19 protein-coding genes are annotated in these 15,992 nt (G+C 31.8%); 6 read left to right on the top strand and 13 right to left on the bottom strand.

Features of this window, described 5'->3' with window-relative positions; genetic code table 11:
- Position 1: 1 nt before the first annotated feature.
- Positions 2-1,480, bottom strand: coding sequence for a cysteine--tRNA ligase (cysS, locus tag GFU93_RS06720; RefSeq protein WP_105296970.1), 1,479 nt, complete (start codon positions 1,478-1,480; stop codon positions 2-4).
- A 2-nt stretch (positions 1,481-1,482) separates the two neighbouring features.
- A complete protein-coding gene (folE, locus tag GFU93_RS06715) occupies positions 1,483-2,151 on the bottom strand; it encodes a GTP cyclohydrolase I FolE (RefSeq protein WP_160568211.1) in 669 nt (222 codons plus the stop codon).
- 340 nt (positions 2,152-2,491) lie between these two features.
- On the opposite strand from folE, the gene GFU93_RS06705 reads away from it, so the two are divergent.
- Together GFU93_RS06705 and miaA are read left to right on the top strand one after the other, a co-directional pair.
- Positions 2,492-2,803 carry a YkvA family protein gene (locus tag GFU93_RS06705; protein WP_160543066.1) on the top strand — a complete coding sequence of 104 codons (312 nt, stop codon included), beginning with the start codon at positions 2,492-2,494 and terminating at the stop codon, positions 2,801-2,803.
- On the top strand, positions 2,790-3,707 hold the full coding sequence (miaA, locus tag GFU93_RS06700) for a tRNA (adenosine(37)-N6)-dimethylallyltransferase MiaA (protein WP_255448660.1): 918 nt from the start codon (positions 2,790-2,792) through the stop codon (positions 3,705-3,707). Before GFU93_RS06705 ends, miaA begins: the two co-directional genes overlap by 14 nt.
- 103 nt (positions 3,708-3,810) lie before the next feature.
- Here the strand turns inward: miaA and GFU93_RS06695 are convergent, their stop codons facing one another.
- The 8 genes from GFU93_RS06695 to GFU93_RS06660 form a co-directional block, all read right to left on the bottom strand.
- Positions 3,811-4,968, bottom strand: a complete 1,158-nt coding sequence (locus GFU93_RS06695; protein ID WP_160568209.1) for an iron-containing alcohol dehydrogenase — start codon at positions 4,966-4,968, stop codon at positions 3,811-3,813.
- Positions 4,969-5,093: 125 nt separating this feature from the next.
- On the bottom strand, positions 5,094-5,963 hold the full coding sequence (gene atpG, locus GFU93_RS06690; RefSeq protein WP_160568206.1) for an ATP synthase F1 subunit gamma: 870 nt from the start codon (positions 5,961-5,963) through the stop codon (positions 5,094-5,096).
- 22 nt (positions 5,964-5,985) lie between these two features.
- A complete protein-coding gene (gene atpA, locus GFU93_RS06685) occupies positions 5,986-7,563 on the bottom strand; it encodes a F0F1 ATP synthase subunit alpha (RefSeq protein WP_160568204.1) in 1,578 nt (525 codons plus the stop codon).
- Between the two features lie 35 nt (positions 7,564-7,598).
- Complete coding sequence (gene atpH / locus GFU93_RS06680; protein ID WP_160568202.1) at positions 7,599-8,141, bottom strand: ATP synthase F1 subunit delta; 543 nt, start codon at positions 8,139-8,141, stop codon at positions 7,599-7,601.
- A 1-nt stretch (position 8,142) separates the two neighbouring features.
- On the bottom strand, positions 8,143-8,637 hold the full coding sequence (locus tag GFU93_RS06675) for a F0F1 ATP synthase subunit B (RefSeq protein ID WP_105296978.1): 495 nt from the start codon (positions 8,635-8,637) through the stop codon (positions 8,143-8,145).
- 114 nt (positions 8,638-8,751) lie between these two features.
- A complete protein-coding gene (gene atpE, locus GFU93_RS06670) occupies positions 8,752-8,949 on the bottom strand; it encodes an ATP synthase F0 subunit C (RefSeq protein WP_055425716.1) in 198 nt (65 codons plus the stop codon).
- 19 nt (positions 8,950-8,968) lie between these two features.
- Positions 8,969-10,075, bottom strand: coding sequence for a F0F1 ATP synthase subunit A (gene atpB / locus GFU93_RS06665; protein ID WP_160568200.1), 1,107 nt, complete (start codon positions 10,073-10,075; stop codon positions 8,969-8,971).
- Between the two features lie 108 nt (positions 10,076-10,183).
- Entirely contained in the window at positions 10,184-10,378 is a 195-nt protein-coding gene (locus GFU93_RS06660; RefSeq protein WP_160566776.1) for an AtpZ/AtpI family protein, read from the bottom strand.
- A 194-nt stretch (positions 10,379-10,572) separates the two neighbouring features.
- On the opposite strand from GFU93_RS06660, the gene GFU93_RS06655 reads away from it, so the two are divergent.
- The 4 genes from GFU93_RS06655 (at position 10,573) to accC (ending at position 13,268) form a co-directional block, all read left to right on the top strand.
- On the top strand, positions 10,573-11,052 hold the full coding sequence (locus GFU93_RS06655; RefSeq protein ID WP_160566773.1) for a DUF177 domain-containing protein: 480 nt from the start codon (positions 10,573-10,575) through the stop codon (positions 11,050-11,052).
- Between the two features lie 33 nt (positions 11,053-11,085).
- Entirely contained in the window at positions 11,086-11,286 is a 201-nt protein-coding gene (rpmF, locus tag GFU93_RS06650) for a 50S ribosomal protein L32 (protein WP_055425712.1), read from the top strand.
- Between the two features lie 123 nt (positions 11,287-11,409).
- Entirely contained in the window at positions 11,410-11,883 is a 474-nt protein-coding gene (gene accB, locus GFU93_RS06645; RefSeq protein WP_160543074.1) for an acetyl-CoA carboxylase biotin carboxyl carrier protein, read from the top strand.
- A gap of 26 nt (positions 11,884-11,909) precedes the next feature.
- Positions 11,910-13,268 carry an acetyl-CoA carboxylase biotin carboxylase subunit gene (accC, locus tag GFU93_RS06640; RefSeq protein WP_105296983.1) on the top strand — a complete coding sequence of 453 codons (1,359 nt, stop codon included), beginning with the start codon at positions 11,910-11,912 and terminating at the stop codon, positions 13,266-13,268.
- Between the two features lie 101 nt (positions 13,269-13,369).
- Here accC and GFU93_RS06635 read toward each other — a convergent pair whose 3' ends face one another.
- The 3 genes from GFU93_RS06635 to GFU93_RS06625 are packed head-to-tail and all read right to left on the bottom strand — an operon-like array spanning position 13,370 to position 15,922.
- A complete protein-coding gene (locus tag GFU93_RS06635) occupies positions 13,370-13,927 on the bottom strand; it encodes a plasmid pRiA4b ORF-3 family protein (RefSeq protein WP_160568197.1) in 558 nt (185 codons plus the stop codon).
- Positions 13,928-13,932: 5 nt separating this feature from the next.
- Positions 13,933-15,351, bottom strand: coding sequence for a CCA tRNA nucleotidyltransferase (locus GFU93_RS06630; RefSeq protein ID WP_160543075.1), 1,419 nt, complete (start codon positions 15,349-15,351; stop codon positions 13,933-13,935).
- Positions 15,352-15,358: 7 nt separating this feature from the next.
- Positions 15,359-15,922: an L-threonylcarbamoyladenylate synthase gene (locus GFU93_RS06625; RefSeq protein ID WP_185150485.1), complete on the bottom strand. Its 564-nt coding sequence runs from the start codon at positions 15,920-15,922 to the stop codon at positions 15,359-15,361.
- Between the last annotated feature and the right edge of the window lie 70 nt (positions 15,923-15,992).

The following is a 15,992-nucleotide window of genomic DNA, read 5'->3' as shown; positions in this document are numbered from 1 at the left end:
ATTATTCAATTTCAAAAGTTGTTCCTTCTTTTCCATCTTTAAGATTAATACCGGCTTCCGACAAACGATTACGGATCTCGTCAGAAAGAGCCCAATCCTTCTCAAGTCTTGCTTTATTTCTTAAATCAATAAGAACTTTCATGGCTTGATCCAGTTTACCGGTATCTTTCATAGTATCAGATAAAAGTTCCAATCCTAGAATATCATAGAAGAAAACATGAATAGCAGTATTTAACTTTTTTAAATCAGTAGCAGTTAGTGTTTCTTTTTTTAAATCTAAATTATTTATAAGTTTAACTATATCAAATAAATGTGAAATTAATACCGGAGTATTAAAATCATCGTTTAATGCTTCATAACAAGTATCAATCCATTCCTGAATGTTATAACTTGAAGTTTCAGAAGCAGCAATATATGGGAGTTTTTCAATCGCGGAAGTTAAGCGGAAATATCCTTTTTCGGCAGCAATAATAGCATCGTTGGATAAATCTAAGACACTTCTATAATGAGCTTGTAAAAAGAAAAAACGAACAATGATCGGATGAAAAGGTTTTTCAATAAAACTATTTTCACCGCTAAATAATTCTTCAGGTAAAATGGTATTGCCCGTAGATTTACTCATTTTTTGTCCGTTTAAAGTAAGCATATTCGTATGAACCCAATAATTTACGGGTTCTTCACCAAAAGATCCTTTAGCTTGGGCAATTTCACATTCATGATGCGGAAATTTTAGATCCATACCCCCTCCATGAATATCAAACTTTTTGCCTAAATATTTGGTACTCATTGCGGTACACTCCAAATGCCAACCCGGAAATCCGTTTCCCCAAGGAGAAGGCCATCTCATGATATGTTCAGGAGACGCATTTTTCCACAATGCAAAATCTTGAGGATTCCTTTTTTCTCCTTGTCCGTCTAAATCACGAGTATTGGCAATCATATCTTCTATTTTTCTGCCGCTTAATTCACCGTAATTGCCTCCTTCTAAATCAAATTTATTTACATCGAAATAAACAGAGCCGTTAACTTCATAAGCCAAACCTTTATGCAATAGTTTCTTAATTAGCTCTATTTGCTCTACAATATGGCCGGTAGCTGTAGGCTCGATATCGGGAGGGAGCATATTAAATTGATCTAAGACCTTGTGAAAATTAAGGGAATATTTTTGTACGACTTCCATGGGCTCTATTCTTTCCAGGCGAGCCCGCGTTGAAATTTTATCCTCAGAATTGTCATCGGTAAGATGTCCGGCATCGGTAATATTACGAACATATCTTACTTTATATCCTAAATGACGCAAGTATCTGTTAATAACATCAAAAGATAAAAAAGTTCGGCAATTACCCAAATGCACTTTGTTATATACTGTTGGACCGCACACATACATTCCTACAAAACCTTCATGCAAAGGGGTAAATACTTCTTTTTTACCGTGTAAAGAATTATATAATTTTATTTGATTGTTCAGATAGCTGCGCATATTTAAATTTTGAAATGGGAGTCAATACCAATATAATGTAAAAATTCTTTTCTTGTTGTAGGATTGTTTAAAAACAAGCCACTTAATTCAGCAGTAACCGTACTGCTTTCCGTATCTTGTATGCCTCTCGAATTAACACATAAATGTTTAGCATCAATCACACAAGCCACATCATTAGTATTTAATACTTCTTTAATAGCTTCAACAATTTGTCTGGTGAGCCGTTCTTGAACCTGAGGCCTTCTGGAATAATAATTTACGATTCGGTTAATTTTAGACAGTCCGATAACTTTTCCATTTGAAAAGTAAGCAACGTGTGCCCTTCCGATTATAGGCAGGAAGTGATGTTCACAAGTTGAATAAACCGTAATATCTTTTTCAATCAGCATTTGACGATACTTGTAACTATTTTTGAAAGTAGACACTTCCGGTTTATTTTCGGGAAGAAGTCCTCCAAAAATTTCATTTACATACATTTTAGCAACTCTTTTAGGAGTATCTTTTAAACTATCATCATTCAAATCTAATCCAAGAATATGCATAATTTTACTAAAATGCTCTTGAATTGCTTTTTGTTTTTCTTCAGGAGATAAAACAAAGGCATCCGAACGAATAGGAGTATATTCTGTATGTGTGAAATGGTCTAGTTCTTCGTCTTCTTTATTAAACATAATAAAAAACATCTAAATTTCTACAAAAATAAGTTTTTTTTAGTTGAAAACCATTACAATATTCAAAAGCAAATAATCAATTATAAAAGAATATTTTAAAATAAAATTGTATCTTCGCATAGAATTAATCTAAATAGTTAACTAGTTGTGAATATTTATCTTCAATATGCGTTTATAGCCTTAACTTTACTAGTAGCTGTCTGGTATTTGATTAAATTATTTAAAGAAACTTTTTTTTCCAAAAAGAAAAAATGCGGAGGAGGTGTCAATTGCAAATGCGGCAGAGAGTAATATTTGGAATAGAAATTGAAATTAGCTAATCAATCAAGTAGTTAAAAAAATGAAAGTAAAACATTTAGTAGGTGCAGTATCTAAAGATAAATCATTTATTTCCAAAATTCCTGTTTTATTTAGAATGTTAAGGGCTTCTCTAAAGGGGCAATATAAACCGGGAATTAAAAATCTTTTTATTTTCACCTTTTTAATTATTTATGTATTATCTCCCATTGACCTCATCCCTGACTTTTTAGTAGGCATAGGTTTTCTTGATGATTTAACTATTGCCTTTTTTGCATTTTCCAAATTATTCAAAGAAGTTGATAAGTATGTAGCATGGGAAAAGCAAAAACATAATACTATTGTCATTGAATAAAAATCCAAAAATTTTATGGTCTATAGTAGGACCTACAGGAATAGGAAAGACGGCTTTATCTATTGAACTGGCAAAATATTTAAAAACAGAGATAATATCCTGTGACAGCAGACAATTCTATAAAGAATTAAAGATTGGAACTGCTGCTCCTTCATCGGAAGAATTATCTTTAGTTCCTCACCATTTTATAGGAAATTTAAGTATTGCTCAAGATTATTCAGTAGGCAATTTCGAAAAAGACGCATTAAGAAAGATAAACGAGCTTTTTAATAAATATGATCAACTCATTATGGTAGGAGGGTCCGGTCTATATGAAAAAGCGGTTAATGAAGGGTTAGATAATTTTCCCGATATAGATTCTAAAGTCAGAAAGGATTTAATGGTCGAAATACAGGAAAAGGGACTATCCTATTTACAAGAAGAACTAAAAAAGAACGATCCCGAATATTATTCTCAAGTGGATTATAATAATCCGCAGCGAGTAATGAGAGCGTTGGAAATTTTTAGAGGAACCGGAAAACCTTACAGTTCATTTAGAAAAAATCTGGTAGAAAAAAGAAATTTTACATCCGTTAAAATCGGTTTAACAGCTTCTCGTGATCTTATTTACGATAGGATAAATAAACGAGTGGACTTAATGATGGAAAAAGGATTATTAGAAGAAGTTATTTCTTTGCAACCATATAGACATAAAAACGCGTTACAGACCGTTGGGTATAAAGAACTTTTTGACTATCTCGATGGAAATTCTTCCTTAGAATTTGCCATAGATGAAATTAAAAAGAATTCACGCAGATATGCTAAAAGACAATTAACTTGGTATCGAAGAGATGAGTCAGTTAACTGGTTCGATTATCAGAGTACTCAGGAAATTGTAGATTTTGTTATGGAAAAGATTAGGTAATAATCATACGCTATCAAGTTTATAATAAATATAATTTTTAAGCAATAAAAAATCAGGATAGGAAACTATCCTAATTTATAAGACGGAATTCTAAATTAATTTTCTATTTTCTTAATTCTAATATTTTCTTAACCTCTTGGGATTTAATATTTTGATGTTCACCCAATTGCCAACCTCTTTTTTCTATTCGTTCAGAAATTCGGTTTATAGCTTCCTCTCCTAAATTATAATCAGAAAGTCTGGTTTTACAATTCATGCTATGGAAAAAGGATTCAACTGCACTAATAGTATCTTTGATCAGTTCGTCAATAGAATCGGCTTGTAAAGAAAAAACCTCTCTTCCCAATCGAAGAATTTTATCTTTTTTCTCTTCTTTTAATACTTCCATTACTCCGGGCAATACAATTGCCAGTGTTTGCGCATGATCTATTTCGTAGAAAGCGGTTAATTCATGTCCTATCATATGTGTAGACCAATCCTGAGGTACACCGCAAGCAATCCAACCATTTAAAGCCCAAGTTGAAGCCCACATCAGATTAGCTCGAACATCATAATTTTTAGGATCTTTTAAAGCTTTAGGTCCTTCAATGATTAAGGTCTTTAGAATAGATTCAGACATGAAATCTTGTAATAAACCGTTTACAGGATACGTTAGATATTGTTCAATAACATGCACAAAGGCATCGATAACCCCATTACAGGTTTGAACCGGAGGTAAACTATAGGTTACACTTGGATCTAATACAGAAAATTTTGGATAGACTATTGGTGAGCTGAAAGATAATTTTTCTTGGGTTTCATTTTTTGTAATGACAGAATAGGTATTCATTTCTGATCCGGTGGCAGAAATAGTCAAAATAGTACCAAAAGGAAGTGCTTTTTTTATAACCACAGTAGGATCTGCAAGAATTCGCCAAGGATCTCCCTCATCGAAACAAGCTGCTGCAACAATAAATTTGGTCGCATCAATAACCGAACCGCCTCCCACAGCTAATACATATTCAATATTTTTCTGTTTAATAAATTCAACGGCACGCATACAAGTTTCATAGTGAGGATTCGGTTCAATGCCTGAAAATTCAAACCATTGGTACCCTTTTAATGCATTAATTACTTGTTCATATACACCATTTTTTTTGATGCTCCCTCCACCATAGATGACCAATATATTAGTTTGTAAAGGTATTTCTTTAGTAATCTCGGAAATCATACCTTTTCCGAATAAAATTTTTACAGGATTTACAAAGGCAAAATTATTCATTATTTAATTTTTTAATAGGTTTAATAATGCTCTTTATCCCTCAAAATTTGAACCAAACCCGGATAAAAATAAAAAAGGTTACGTTTATAGTAACCTTTTTTTATATAGATTATAATTTTAAAATCTTAATTTTCTAAGGCTTGAGCTCCACTTACAATTTCAATTAATTCATTGGTTATGGATGCTTGACGAGCTTTATTATACGATATGGATAGTTGATTTTTTAATGCTTTAGCATTGTCTGTGGCAGCCTGCATAGCAGACATTCTTGCTCCATGTTCTGCAGCATTTGAGTCCAATATCGCTTTAAAAAGCTGAGTTTTTAATGAAGTAGGAATAAGATGTGTTAAAATACTTTCCTTAGAGGGTTCATAAATATAATCGCTAACTAAGGAAGAGTTATTGGTATTTTTAGAAAGTTCAATTGGTAGAAATTGCTCGACTTGTAAAAGCTGAACCACCGCATTTTTAAATCGATTATATACCAATTCAATTTGATCATATTCACCATTTAAAAACAACTGCATAAGTTCTTCAGATATTTTAGAAGAATTTTCATAGGTTGGCGCATCCCATAGAGAACTGCAATTTTTATATATAGATACAGATTTTTTTAAATTTTCATATCCATTTTTTCCTATTGTTAAAAGGTCAACTTGAGTATTTTTATAATCATTTTCCAATAGATTTTTAACAGCTTTAACTATAGTAGAGTTAAAGGCCCCGGCAAGTCCTTTATTGGAAGTAATGACAACTAATAAAACCTTTTTAAGTTCTCTCTTTTTAGCATATTCTGCACCACCGGAATCAGAGTCAAGAAAAGGACTAACATTTGATAATAATTCTTGCATTTTTTCTGAATAGGGGCGTAATCTTACAATAGCATCTTGCGCTCTTTTCAGTTTAGATGAAGAAACCATCATCATTGCACTTGTAATTTGCATAGTCGAATTTACAGAGGCAATTCGGTTTCGTATTTCTTTTAATGTTGCCATTTTCTAGAATATTCTTTTTTATTTATGAATAATTTTTTACAACTCCGGCTATTATCGTATCTAAAGAAGAAGTAATGGAATCATCTATTTTACCTTCTTTTAAACTTTTTAATAAATCGGCATGTTGAGTTCGTAATGTTTCCGTTAAATTTCTTTTAAAATCTTGAACTTTATTGACAGGAACTTCACGTAATAAATTTTGAGTTCCTGCATATATAATAGCAATTTGTTCTTCAACAGGCATAGGTGAGTTAACGGACTGTTTTAATATTTCAACGTTTCTCTCTCCTTTTGCAATAACAGCGGCAGTAGCCGGATCTAAATCGGAACCAAATTTTGCAAATGCTTCCAATTCGCGGAATTGCGCTTGGTCAATCTTAAGTGTTCCGGATACCTTTTTCATAGGTTTAATCTGAGCAGCTCCACCTACACGTGATACAGAAATACCAACGTTGATCGCAGGTCTTACCCCGGAATTAAATAAATCCGATTCTAAAAATATTTGTCCGTCTGTAATGGATATTACATTAGTAGGAATATACGCAGAAACGTCTCCTGCTTGAGTTTCAATGATTGGCAGAGCTGTTAATGATCCCCCTCCTTTAACTTTACCTTTTAAAGATTCCGGTAAATCGTTCATCGTTGAAGCAACTTCATCATTATCAATAATTTTAGCGGCTCTTTCTAACAAACGGGAGTGCAAATAAAATACGTCACCCGGATACGCTTCACGTCCCGGAGGTCTTCTTAATAATAAGGAAACCTCACGATAAGCAACTGCTTGTTTAGATAGATCGTCGTAAATAATTAATGCAGATCTACCGGTATCGCGTAAAAATTCTCCGATGGAAGCTCCTGCAAATGGAGCATAAACCTGCATAGGAGCAGGGTCAGAAGCGTTAGCGGCAACCACAACCGTATAAGCCATTGCTCCTTTGTCTTCTAATGTTTTAACAATTTGCGCAACTGTAGATGCTTTTTGGGCAATAGCAACGTAAATACAATATACGGGTCTGCCTTGATCATAAAATTCTTTTTGATTTAGAATAGTGTCAATGGCTACTGTAGATTTTCCGGTCTGACGGTCACCAATAATTAATTCCCTTTGGCCTCTACCGATAGGAATCATAGAGTCTATTGCTATAATACCGGTTTGCAAAGGTTCATTTACGGGTTGGCGAAATAATACACCGGGTGCTTTTCTTTCCAAAGGCATTCTGTATAATTCTCCGGAAATCGGACCTTTACCATCTATTGGAACACCTAAAGTATCGACAACTCTTCCTATCATTCCTTCACCCACATCGATAGATGCAATCGTTTTAGTTCTTTTAACGATATCTCCTTCTTTTATGCCATTGGATTTACCCAAAAGTATCACCCCTACATTATCTTCTTCTAAATTTTGAACCATTCCTTCTAATCCATTGGAAAACTTTACAAGCTCTCCTTGTTCTGCATTACTTAGTCCATATATACGGGCAATACCATCTCCAACCTGTAAAACAGTTCCCACTTCTTCTAAGGAAATATTTTGATCGAAATTTGATAATTGCTGTTTTAAAATTGCAGAAACTTCTGCTGGTTTTATATCTGCCATTGTGGTCTTTTTATTTATAAGTTATAGCTAAAAAATTAAAATATTTTATTACTTAATTTTTTTTGAATATTAGTTAGTTCGGATTTTACGCTTGCATCGATTTGTTGATCATCCATACGTAAAATATATCCTCCAATAAGAGATGCATCTATTTTATTTTCAATAATTGCTTTTTCTTGGTTAATTTTTGGGAATGAATTTAAAATTTTGCTTACGGTTTCTTGATCTAATGGTACAGCAGAAATAATTTCAACGCGTTGTATGCCATTATATACATCGTATAATTCCAAGACTTGTTGTGCTATTTCCAATAAATCATTTTCTCTCTTATGCCTTACTACTAAAGTAATAAAATTACGAGAAGTAGGAGAGAAGGATTTGAAAATTTCGTTTACAATATTAATTTTTTTATGGGTTTCAATTATAGGGGATTTTAAAAAGAATTGAAAATCTTTATTTTGATTTATTATATCAATTAAAGATTTCATTTCTTTAACGATAGTTTCACTTTCATGTAAAGATAGGGCATACTCCCATAAACCCGTTGCATAGCGCTTAGCAAGTCTAACTACTGACATTTTAGTTTAATTTTGCTTGGTTTACTAATGAATCAATAAGCTTTTTTTGTTCTTCAGGAGAAGATAGTTCTTTTTGAAGAACTTTTTTTGCTATATCAACGGATAAATCTGCCACTTCACTTTTTATTTGATTGATCGCAGATATTCTTTCCGCATTAATAGTTTCTTTAGCTGATTGAATAATTTTATTGCTTTCTGCAGTAGCAGCATCTTTAGCATCGTTGATAATTTTATCTTTAATTTCACGGGCTTCTTTAAGAATGGCTTCGCGCTCCATACGAGCTTCTTTTAAAATTTGCTCATTTTGAGAGGTTAACTTAGCCATCGCTTCACGCGCATTTTTAGCTTCATCTAAAGATTTCTGTATTGAGTTTTCTCTATTTTCTAAGGCTTTTAAAATAGGTTTCCAGGCATATTTTCCTAAAATTATTAATAAAACTATAAAGGAAATAGTCATCCAAAATATTAAACCAATTGAAGGAGTTAATAAATCCATATTTTATATCTTTTTTAACTTTTTATAATAAGAGTTTAAATAAATGCTTTTTTAATTAAAAGAAAACTCGAATAACCAACCGTTATCATTTCGAGTTTTCTGTTATTTTTCTTCTTATTTAATCAAAGATACCACAATTGCAAATAAAGCAACTGCTTCAACTAATGCAGCTAAGATTAATGCAGAAGCCTGAATTTTTCCTTGAGCTTCAGGTTGTCTTGCAATAGCCTCCATCGCTTTTCCACCGATAAGACCAATTCCAATTCCTGCTCCAATAGCAGCTAAACCTGCTCCAATTACTGACATTCCCATGTTTACTATATATTAAAAATTAATGTTCTTCGTGATTATCTTCTGTTGCCATACCGAAATATAGTGCAGAAAGAGTTGTGAATATATATGCTTGTAAAGCAGTTACTAAAATTTCAATTACACTTATAAAGACTACTGCAATTATAGATACAGGAGCTACAAAATAAGATTTAAATATAAAAATTAAAGAAACTAAACTGATAATAATGATGTGTCCGGCGGTTATATTAGCAAATAATCGAACCATTAATGAAAAGGGTTTGGTAAAAATACCGATAACTTCAATGGGTGCTAAGAATAATTTCATCGGTACAGGTACGCCGGGTGTCCAAAATATATGTTTCCAGTAATTTTTATTTCCACTAATATTAGTAATTATAAAAGTGATAACAGCCAATGTAAAAGTAACAGCTATATTTCCTGTCAGGTTAGCTCCAAATGGAAAAAATGGAATTAATCCCATAACATTGTTTAACCATATAAAGAAAAATACAGTTAACAAATAAGGCATATATTTTTTATATTTTTTTTCTCCGATATTTGGTATAGCTATTTCATCTCTTACAAATACAATCAAAGGTTCAACAACGGCAGCTACACCTTTAGGAACTCCTGTATAAGATTTCGATTTATAATATCTGGCTGCTGAAATAAATACAAATAATAAAATCCCAAGGGAAAGCCACATAGAAAATATATTTTTAGTAATTGAAAAATCCCAAGGAGCTTTATTGATAGGATGATGTTGATCGTCCAAGTGAACAATTTGGGATGATTCTGTTATATATTCCCCCGATGCATTTTTTTTGGTATTAGCATAATATATTTTTTCATGAAATTTAATAAATCTCATTCCATTTTTCTCTACCACTACTTCTCCATCATCATTTCCTTTAAATTCTTTAGAAGAAAACAGTACTAATCCATTATCAGTCCAGAGGATTACAGGCAAATAGAGAGTAACATCATCGCCCCATATTTCAAATTGATGAGAATCCTTAACATGGTGCATGGCAGTTTCAGTAGGATTAAATGTTTCTGAATCATTACTTTTAGTAGTACCCTCAGCAAAAGTGAAATTAAAGGTAAAAATTAAGACTAAAAAGCTAAATGCAAATTTTATCATATTTTTCTGATTCATGTATATGCAAATATAAATATTTTTAAAACACATTCCATGTGTATGATTTTTATCATATTTTAATGTTTGCTACCCAAGAAAATATGATTTATATTATTTTTGTTTTCTTAATACTTGGCGGATGATATTGATGAGTCCGATTCCTATTCCTAATAAGCTGAAAATTATTATAAATAAAGGTTTCATAGAAAGATATTTTTCATCTAGATAATAACCAATTCCCGTGAAAATTAATATGGTTACCATGAGTTGAAAACCTAACCCTGAATAAAATGCATAATCTTTCATTGATAATTATTCTCTAACAAATTTATAAATTTTCAAAAGAATAATTATAAATATATACTAATAATAAATAAATTAGATAAATTTATTTTTATATACATTATATGGCAGTTTAACTAAATATCTTACATCCAATTAAAAATAAATTAAAAATTTGTAGTTTTAATAACTAATACTTAACTTTGCAAACCATATTTATGGAAAGGTTACGCAATTATGATATTTTATTTTCATCATTAAAGCTTGGAAGCCATAGCTTTAAGATGAGTATTGAGCAACCATTTTTTGAATTGTTTGATTTCATACAGGAGTTTAAAAGTCCTAAAATTGAGGTTGACATTGAAATTATAAAACATTCTTCTTTTTTAGAATTAAAGGTAAAAACAGAAGGTGTTGTAGTTTTAGAATGTGATATTTCCGGAGAAGAATATGAACAAGCCGTTAAAAATGAAATCAAAACATTAGTTAAGTTTGGAGAATCTTATGATGATAGTAATGAAGAAGTTTTAATTTTACCTTTAGGTTCTCATAGTATAAATGTGTCTCAATTAATTTATGAAAGTGTGCTTTTATCCATACCTATGAAACATGTTCATCCTAAATATTCCGAAGGATATGAGGACGAACATACCCATTTACTTGAAAAGTATGGCCTGTCTGATGAAGAAGGCGAATAAAATATAAAATAAAAAAATATTTAAGGAAGAATTATGGCACATCCTAAAAGACGTCAGTCATCTACAAGAAGAGATAAAAGAAGAACTCACTATAAAGCGTCAGTTCCTCAATTAGCTAAATGTTCAACAACCGGAGAATTGCACCTGTTCCATCGTGCATACTGGCATGAAGGAAAATTATACTACAGAGGAAAAGTAGTTATGGAAAAGGCTGTTGAAGAAGTTGAAGAGTAAATCTAAGTTAGTTAGAATCTAAAAATATAATACCATTTAATTTATTAGTTAAATGGTTTTTTTCTGTATAAAATTAATTTATTTCCTTTACATTTGGGAAAATTTAAATAAAAGCTCTAGCTCATGGACATTAAAGACATTCAAAATTTAATTAAATTTGTATCTAAATCAGATGTTGCAGAAGTAACATATAAGACAGAAGAATTTGAGATTTCCATTAAAACCAAAAGTGGTTCAGTAGTATATACACCGGAAGTTTCCCAACCAATACAAGCTGTGACAAATCATCCGGTAGCTTCTTTGCCAACTGTAACTAACCAATCAGTAGCTACCCAGAACGATGAAGATACATCTAAGTATGTAACTATAAAATCTCCAATGATTGGTACATTCTACAGAAAACCTTCCCCTGATAAAGAAGCATTTGTTAATATAGGAGACACTGTTAGTGCAGGTAGTATAGTTTGTGTGATAGAAGCAATGAAATTATTCAATGAAATAGAATCAGAAGTTTCAGGAAAAATTGTTAAATTTTTAGTTGATGATGCTTCACCCGTTGAATTTGACCAACCTTTATTCTTAGTAGATCCATCTTAAATAATCAAAATTAAAAGTTAAAGTGTATGTTTAAAAAAATTTTGATTGCTAATAGAGGAGAAATCGCTATGCGAATTCTTAGAACAGCAAAAGAAATGGGTATTAAAACGGTTGCTGTTTACTCTACGGCAGATGCTAAGAGCTTACATTTACGATTTGCAGATGAAGCAGTATGTATTGGACCTTCATCAAGTAAAGACTCCTACCTAAAACAATTGAATATTTTAGCAGCTGCAGAAGTTACTAACGCAGACGCTATTCATCCGGGATATGGTTTCCTTTCTGAAAATGCTAATTTTTCAAGATCTTGCCAAAAGATGGGAATTAAATTCATCGGTGGTACTCCTGAAAATATAGAAAGAATGGGAGATAAGGCTTCTGCAAAAGCAACCATGAAAGAGGCGGGAGTTCCCACTGTACCGGGTTCAGACGGTTTAATAAAATCGTATGAAGATGCTGTTAAAATTGCTAAAGAAATAGGATATCCTGTTATGCTTAAAGCAACAGCCGGAGGTGGCGGAAAAGGAATGAGAGCTATCTGGAAAGAGGAAAACCTTAAAAGTTCTTGGGAATCTGCAGTTCAAGAAGCCGAAGCTGCTTTTGGGAATGGGGGTATGTATATGGAAAAGCTTATTGAAGAACCCAGACATATTGAAATTCAAATAGCCGGAGATAAATATGGTAAGGCTATCCATCTTTCTGAAAGAGATTGTTCAGTTCAAAGACGTCATCAAAAATTAGCTGAAGAAACGCCTTCTCCATTTGTTTCAGAAGAATTACGTAAAAAAATGGGTGAAGCAGCTGTAAAAGCAGCAGAATATATAGGATATGAAGGAGTAGGTACAATTGAATTCTTAGTTGATAAATATGGAAATTTCTATTTTATGGAAATGAATACGAGAATTCAAGTTGAACATCCGATCACTGAACAAATTACCGACTTAGACTTATTAAAACTTCAAATAGAGTTAGCAGCAGGTGCTAAAGTTCCTAAAAATAATTTTTATCCGCAAAGACACTCCATAGAATGTAGAATTAATGCAGAAGATGTTTACAGTGATTTTCGTCCATCACCCGGAAAAATAGTTACCTTGAATATTCCCGGTGGTAATGGAGTAAGAGTTGATACACATGTTTATTCAGGATATACAATTCCACCTTTTTATGATTCTATGATTGCTAAATTAATAGTAACAGCTCCTACACGAAGTGAAGCTATTATTAAAATGAAGAGAGCATTAGATGAATTTTATATTGAGGGGGTTAAAACTACTATTCCTTTACACAGACAGCTTATGGATGATCCAAATTTCTTGAAGGGAGATTATACGACCAAATTTATGGAAGATTTTGTTTTGGATAGAAAATACGAATACGATTTATAAGCTATATTATTAGTTAATTAATATACGGAATTTATATGTGAAAATTTATAAATTTAAAAGAAAAAGGAAATTAAATTTTATTTAATTTCCTTTTTTAGTTTCTATAATTCATCCTCGTCTAGAAGTTCGTCATCATTATACGAATCATCATCATCGTCGTCATAGGAATCATCATCGTCGTCAAATTTAATATTCATGTCAACATCACCCACATCACTGAAATCGTCAATATTTGATGGTGAAGTAAACTTTTTATCAGGTGCTTTTAAAGGCATTTTACCAAAACGATACACCGTTAACGGATAAACACCTATCGCTTTTCTATCAATAATTTCTAACAATTCTACGTAAAAAGACCACATTTTCATAAAGTCATAAACAAATAACATTTTATCTCCGACTTTTGTAAAAACTTCTTTAATATATACGTCTGACATGGTCTCACCCTCGCCATCTTCATTCATATCTTCTAAAGGAATCTCTGTGCCTTGAGTCCAATTATCATCAGACTTATAAAATGAAGCTAACTCGTCACCTTGTAGACTAAAAGCACTTTTAATGCCTTCATATAAATTCCACAATGTTTGCAAATCCTTAATCTCAATGTCTCGAAAAACGTCCCCTTCTGTTTCAAGAATTACTCTAATCTTATAAATCATATAGTCTAGTTTTTACGTTTTAAATTTAATTTTTTTCCTAATTGTAACATATAGTTGTATGAGTTTTTATAGTCGTTTGTAATAGTGCCTTCTAATATACCTTCTTTAATTGCTTCCTTAATTGTTCCAATTTGTTTTCCTTCTATAATTTCGAAAGCTTCCATAATATCATGTCCGGTAATAGGCGGTTGAAAATTTCTTATTTTATCTTTTTCTTCTACTTCCTTTATTTTTTCTTCAACGTAATCAAAATTTTGCTTGAAACGTGTTTGTTTCTTTATATTCTTTGTTGTGATGTCAGCTTTGCAAAGTAAAAATAAATCTTCCAAATCATCACCCATATCAAATAATAATCTTCTCAAAGCACTGTCCGATGCATCATCTGTAATAAGTGATATGGGACGCGAGCTATTCTGAACTAGTTTTTGAACATATTTTAAGGGATCGCCCAGAGGTAATTTTAATCTTTTAAATAGGGAAAGAACCATCTTACTACCCACAAATTCATGAGAATGAAATGTCCAACCTATTTTTTTATCAAATTTTTTAGTTCGAGCTTTACCGATATCATGTAATAAAGCAGCCCATCTTAACCATAAATTGTTTGTAGTTTTACTAATATTGTCAACTACTTCAAGAGTATGAAAAAAGTTATCTTTATGTTTTTGTCCCTCAACTTCTTCAATACCCTGCAAATCGGTTAGTTCCGGTAAAAATCGTTGTAAAAGATTTGCTTCATATAACAATTTCAGACCAATACTAGGTTGAGGAGACATCATAATTTTATTAAACTCATCCATAATTCTTTCCTTTGATAAAATATCAAATCGTTCAGCATTTTCTTTAATCGCAAGAAAAGAAGACGATTCAATGATAAAATTTAGCTGAGTTGCAAATCGTATGGCTCTAATCATTCGTAAGGGATCGTCTGAATAGGTAATTTCAGGATCTAAAGGCGTACGAATGATTTTTCTTTTTAAATCTTCTAATCCATTAAATGGATCGACCAATTCTCCAAAACTTTCCTCATTTAAGCTTATCGCTAATGTGTTAATAGTAAAATCCCTTCTATTCTGATCGTCTTCTATAGTACCCGTTTCAACAAATGGTTTCCGGCTATCGAAAGAATAACTTTCTTTTCTCGCACCCACAAATTCAACATCATAATCCTTAACATGGATCATAGCGGTACCAAAACGTTTAAAAACGGATACTTTTGGTTTGGAATGTAGTTTATCTGCAACGGATAAAGCTAATTCAATACCGCTACCTTCAGTTACAATATCAATATCTTTAACTTTCGGTCTTTCCAAAAGGAGATCACGAACAAAGCCTCCGATAACAAAAGTTTGTTGTTTTTTGTCCGAAACAACATGAGTTATCAGTTTAAAAATAGGATTTTGTATTGCGTGGCTTAAATTCATTTAGTATCTATTCTCTAATTACTTTAATTCGTCCATCCTCAGATAGTTGTATTATGGAAGAAGATGCAAATTGCATATTTTCTTCGTGGCGCAAATTTATTATATAATCCACACCTTCCAAAATTTTGCAAGAAATTGATGAAAAATTTTCCGGAGATGGTTCACCACTGATGTTTGCTGAGGTCGACACCAAGGGTTTATTAAGTTTTGAAATTAATTTTTTACAAAAGGGATCCTGCGTTAAACGAATTCCTATAGTATTTTCGTCAGAAATCAATAGAGCAGGCAAGTTTTGTGGTTTATCATATATTATGGTTAATGGCTTGTTTGATAAATCAATCAAATCCCAAGCCAATGAAGAAACATTAACATATTCTTGAAGCCTTCTTTCAGATTCTACTAAAATAATTAAATTTTTAGATTTATCCCTATTTTTTAATTTGAAAACTTTTTCAATGGCTTCCTCATTGGTTGCATCACATCCAATCCCCCAGATAGTATCGGTGGGATATAGAATAGTTCCTCCTTTTTTTAAAATTTCAACTGCTTTTTCAATTTCTTCCTTTTCCATAATTGTTTAAAATACAAATATAAAACGGCAAGGTTTTATAAAAATAATTTTTACACTTTTTATTTATAAG

The sequence above is a fragment of the Apibacter sp. B3546 genome, from assembly GCF_009827885.1.
Lineage (GTDB): Bacteria > Bacteroidota > Bacteroidia > Flavobacteriales > Weeksellaceae > Apibacter.
The sequence above is the reverse complement of the archived record's forward strand: the minus strand, read 5'-3'. Positions and strand labels throughout refer to the sequence as shown.

Coding starts and splice junctions, on each gene's coding strand:
- GFU93_RS06625 (WP_185150485.1), bottom strand. CDS start 15,922: ATGGAAAAGGAAGAAATTGAAAAAGCAGTTGAAATTTTAAAAAAAGGA.
- atpB (WP_160568200.1), bottom strand. CDS start 10,075: ATGATAAAATTTGCATTTAGCTTTTTAGTCTTAATTTTTACCTTTAAT.
- atpG (WP_160568206.1), bottom strand. CDS start 5,963: ATGGCAACATTAAAAGAAATACGAAACCGAATTGCCTCTGTAAATTCG.
- GFU93_RS06635 (WP_160568197.1), bottom strand. CDS start 13,927: ATGATTTATAAGATTAGAGTAATTCTTGAAACAGAAGGGGACGTTTTT.
- accC (WP_105296983.1), top strand. CDS start 11,910: ATGTTTAAAAAAATTTTGATTGCTAATAGAGGAGAAATCGCTATGCGA.
- atpE (WP_055425716.1), bottom strand. CDS start 8,949: ATGGGAATGTCAGTAATTGGAGCAGGTTTAGCTGCTATTGGAGCAGGA.
- atpH (WP_160568202.1), bottom strand. CDS start 8,141: ATGTCAGTAGTTAGACTTGCTAAGCGCTATGCAACGGGTTTATGGGAG.
- GFU93_RS06675 (WP_105296978.1), bottom strand. CDS start 8,637: ATGGATTTATTAACTCCTTCAATTGGTTTAATATTTTGGATGACTATT.
- folE (WP_160568211.1), bottom strand. CDS start 2,151: ATGTTTAATAAAGAAGACGAAGAACTAGACCATTTCACACATACAGAA.
- accB (WP_160543074.1), top strand. CDS start 11,410: ATGGACATTAAAGACATTCAAAATTTAATTAAATTTGTATCTAAATCA.
- GFU93_RS06655 (WP_160566773.1), top strand. CDS start 10,573: ATGGAAAGGTTACGCAATTATGATATTTTATTTTCATCATTAAAGCTT.
- GFU93_RS06705 (WP_160543066.1), top strand. CDS start 2,492: ATGAAAGTAAAACATTTAGTAGGTGCAGTATCTAAAGATAAATCATTT.
- GFU93_RS06630 (WP_160543075.1), bottom strand. CDS start 15,351: ATGAATTTAAGCCACGCAATACAAAATCCTATTTTTAAACTGATAACT.
- atpA (WP_160568204.1), bottom strand. CDS start 7,563: ATGGCAGATATAAAACCAGCAGAAGTTTCTGCAATTTTAAAACAGCAA.
- cysS (WP_105296970.1), bottom strand. CDS start 1,480: ATGCGCAGCTATCTGAACAATCAAATAAAATTATATAATTCTTTACAC.
- rpmF (WP_055425712.1), top strand. CDS start 11,086: ATGGCACATCCTAAAAGACGTCAGTCATCTACAAGAAGAGATAAAAGA.
- GFU93_RS06660 (WP_160566776.1), bottom strand. CDS start 10,378: ATGAAAGATTATGCATTTTATTCAGGGTTAGGTTTTCAACTCATGGTA.
- GFU93_RS06695 (WP_160568209.1), bottom strand. CDS start 4,968: ATGAATAATTTTGCCTTTGTAAATCCTGTAAAAATTTTATTCGGAAAA.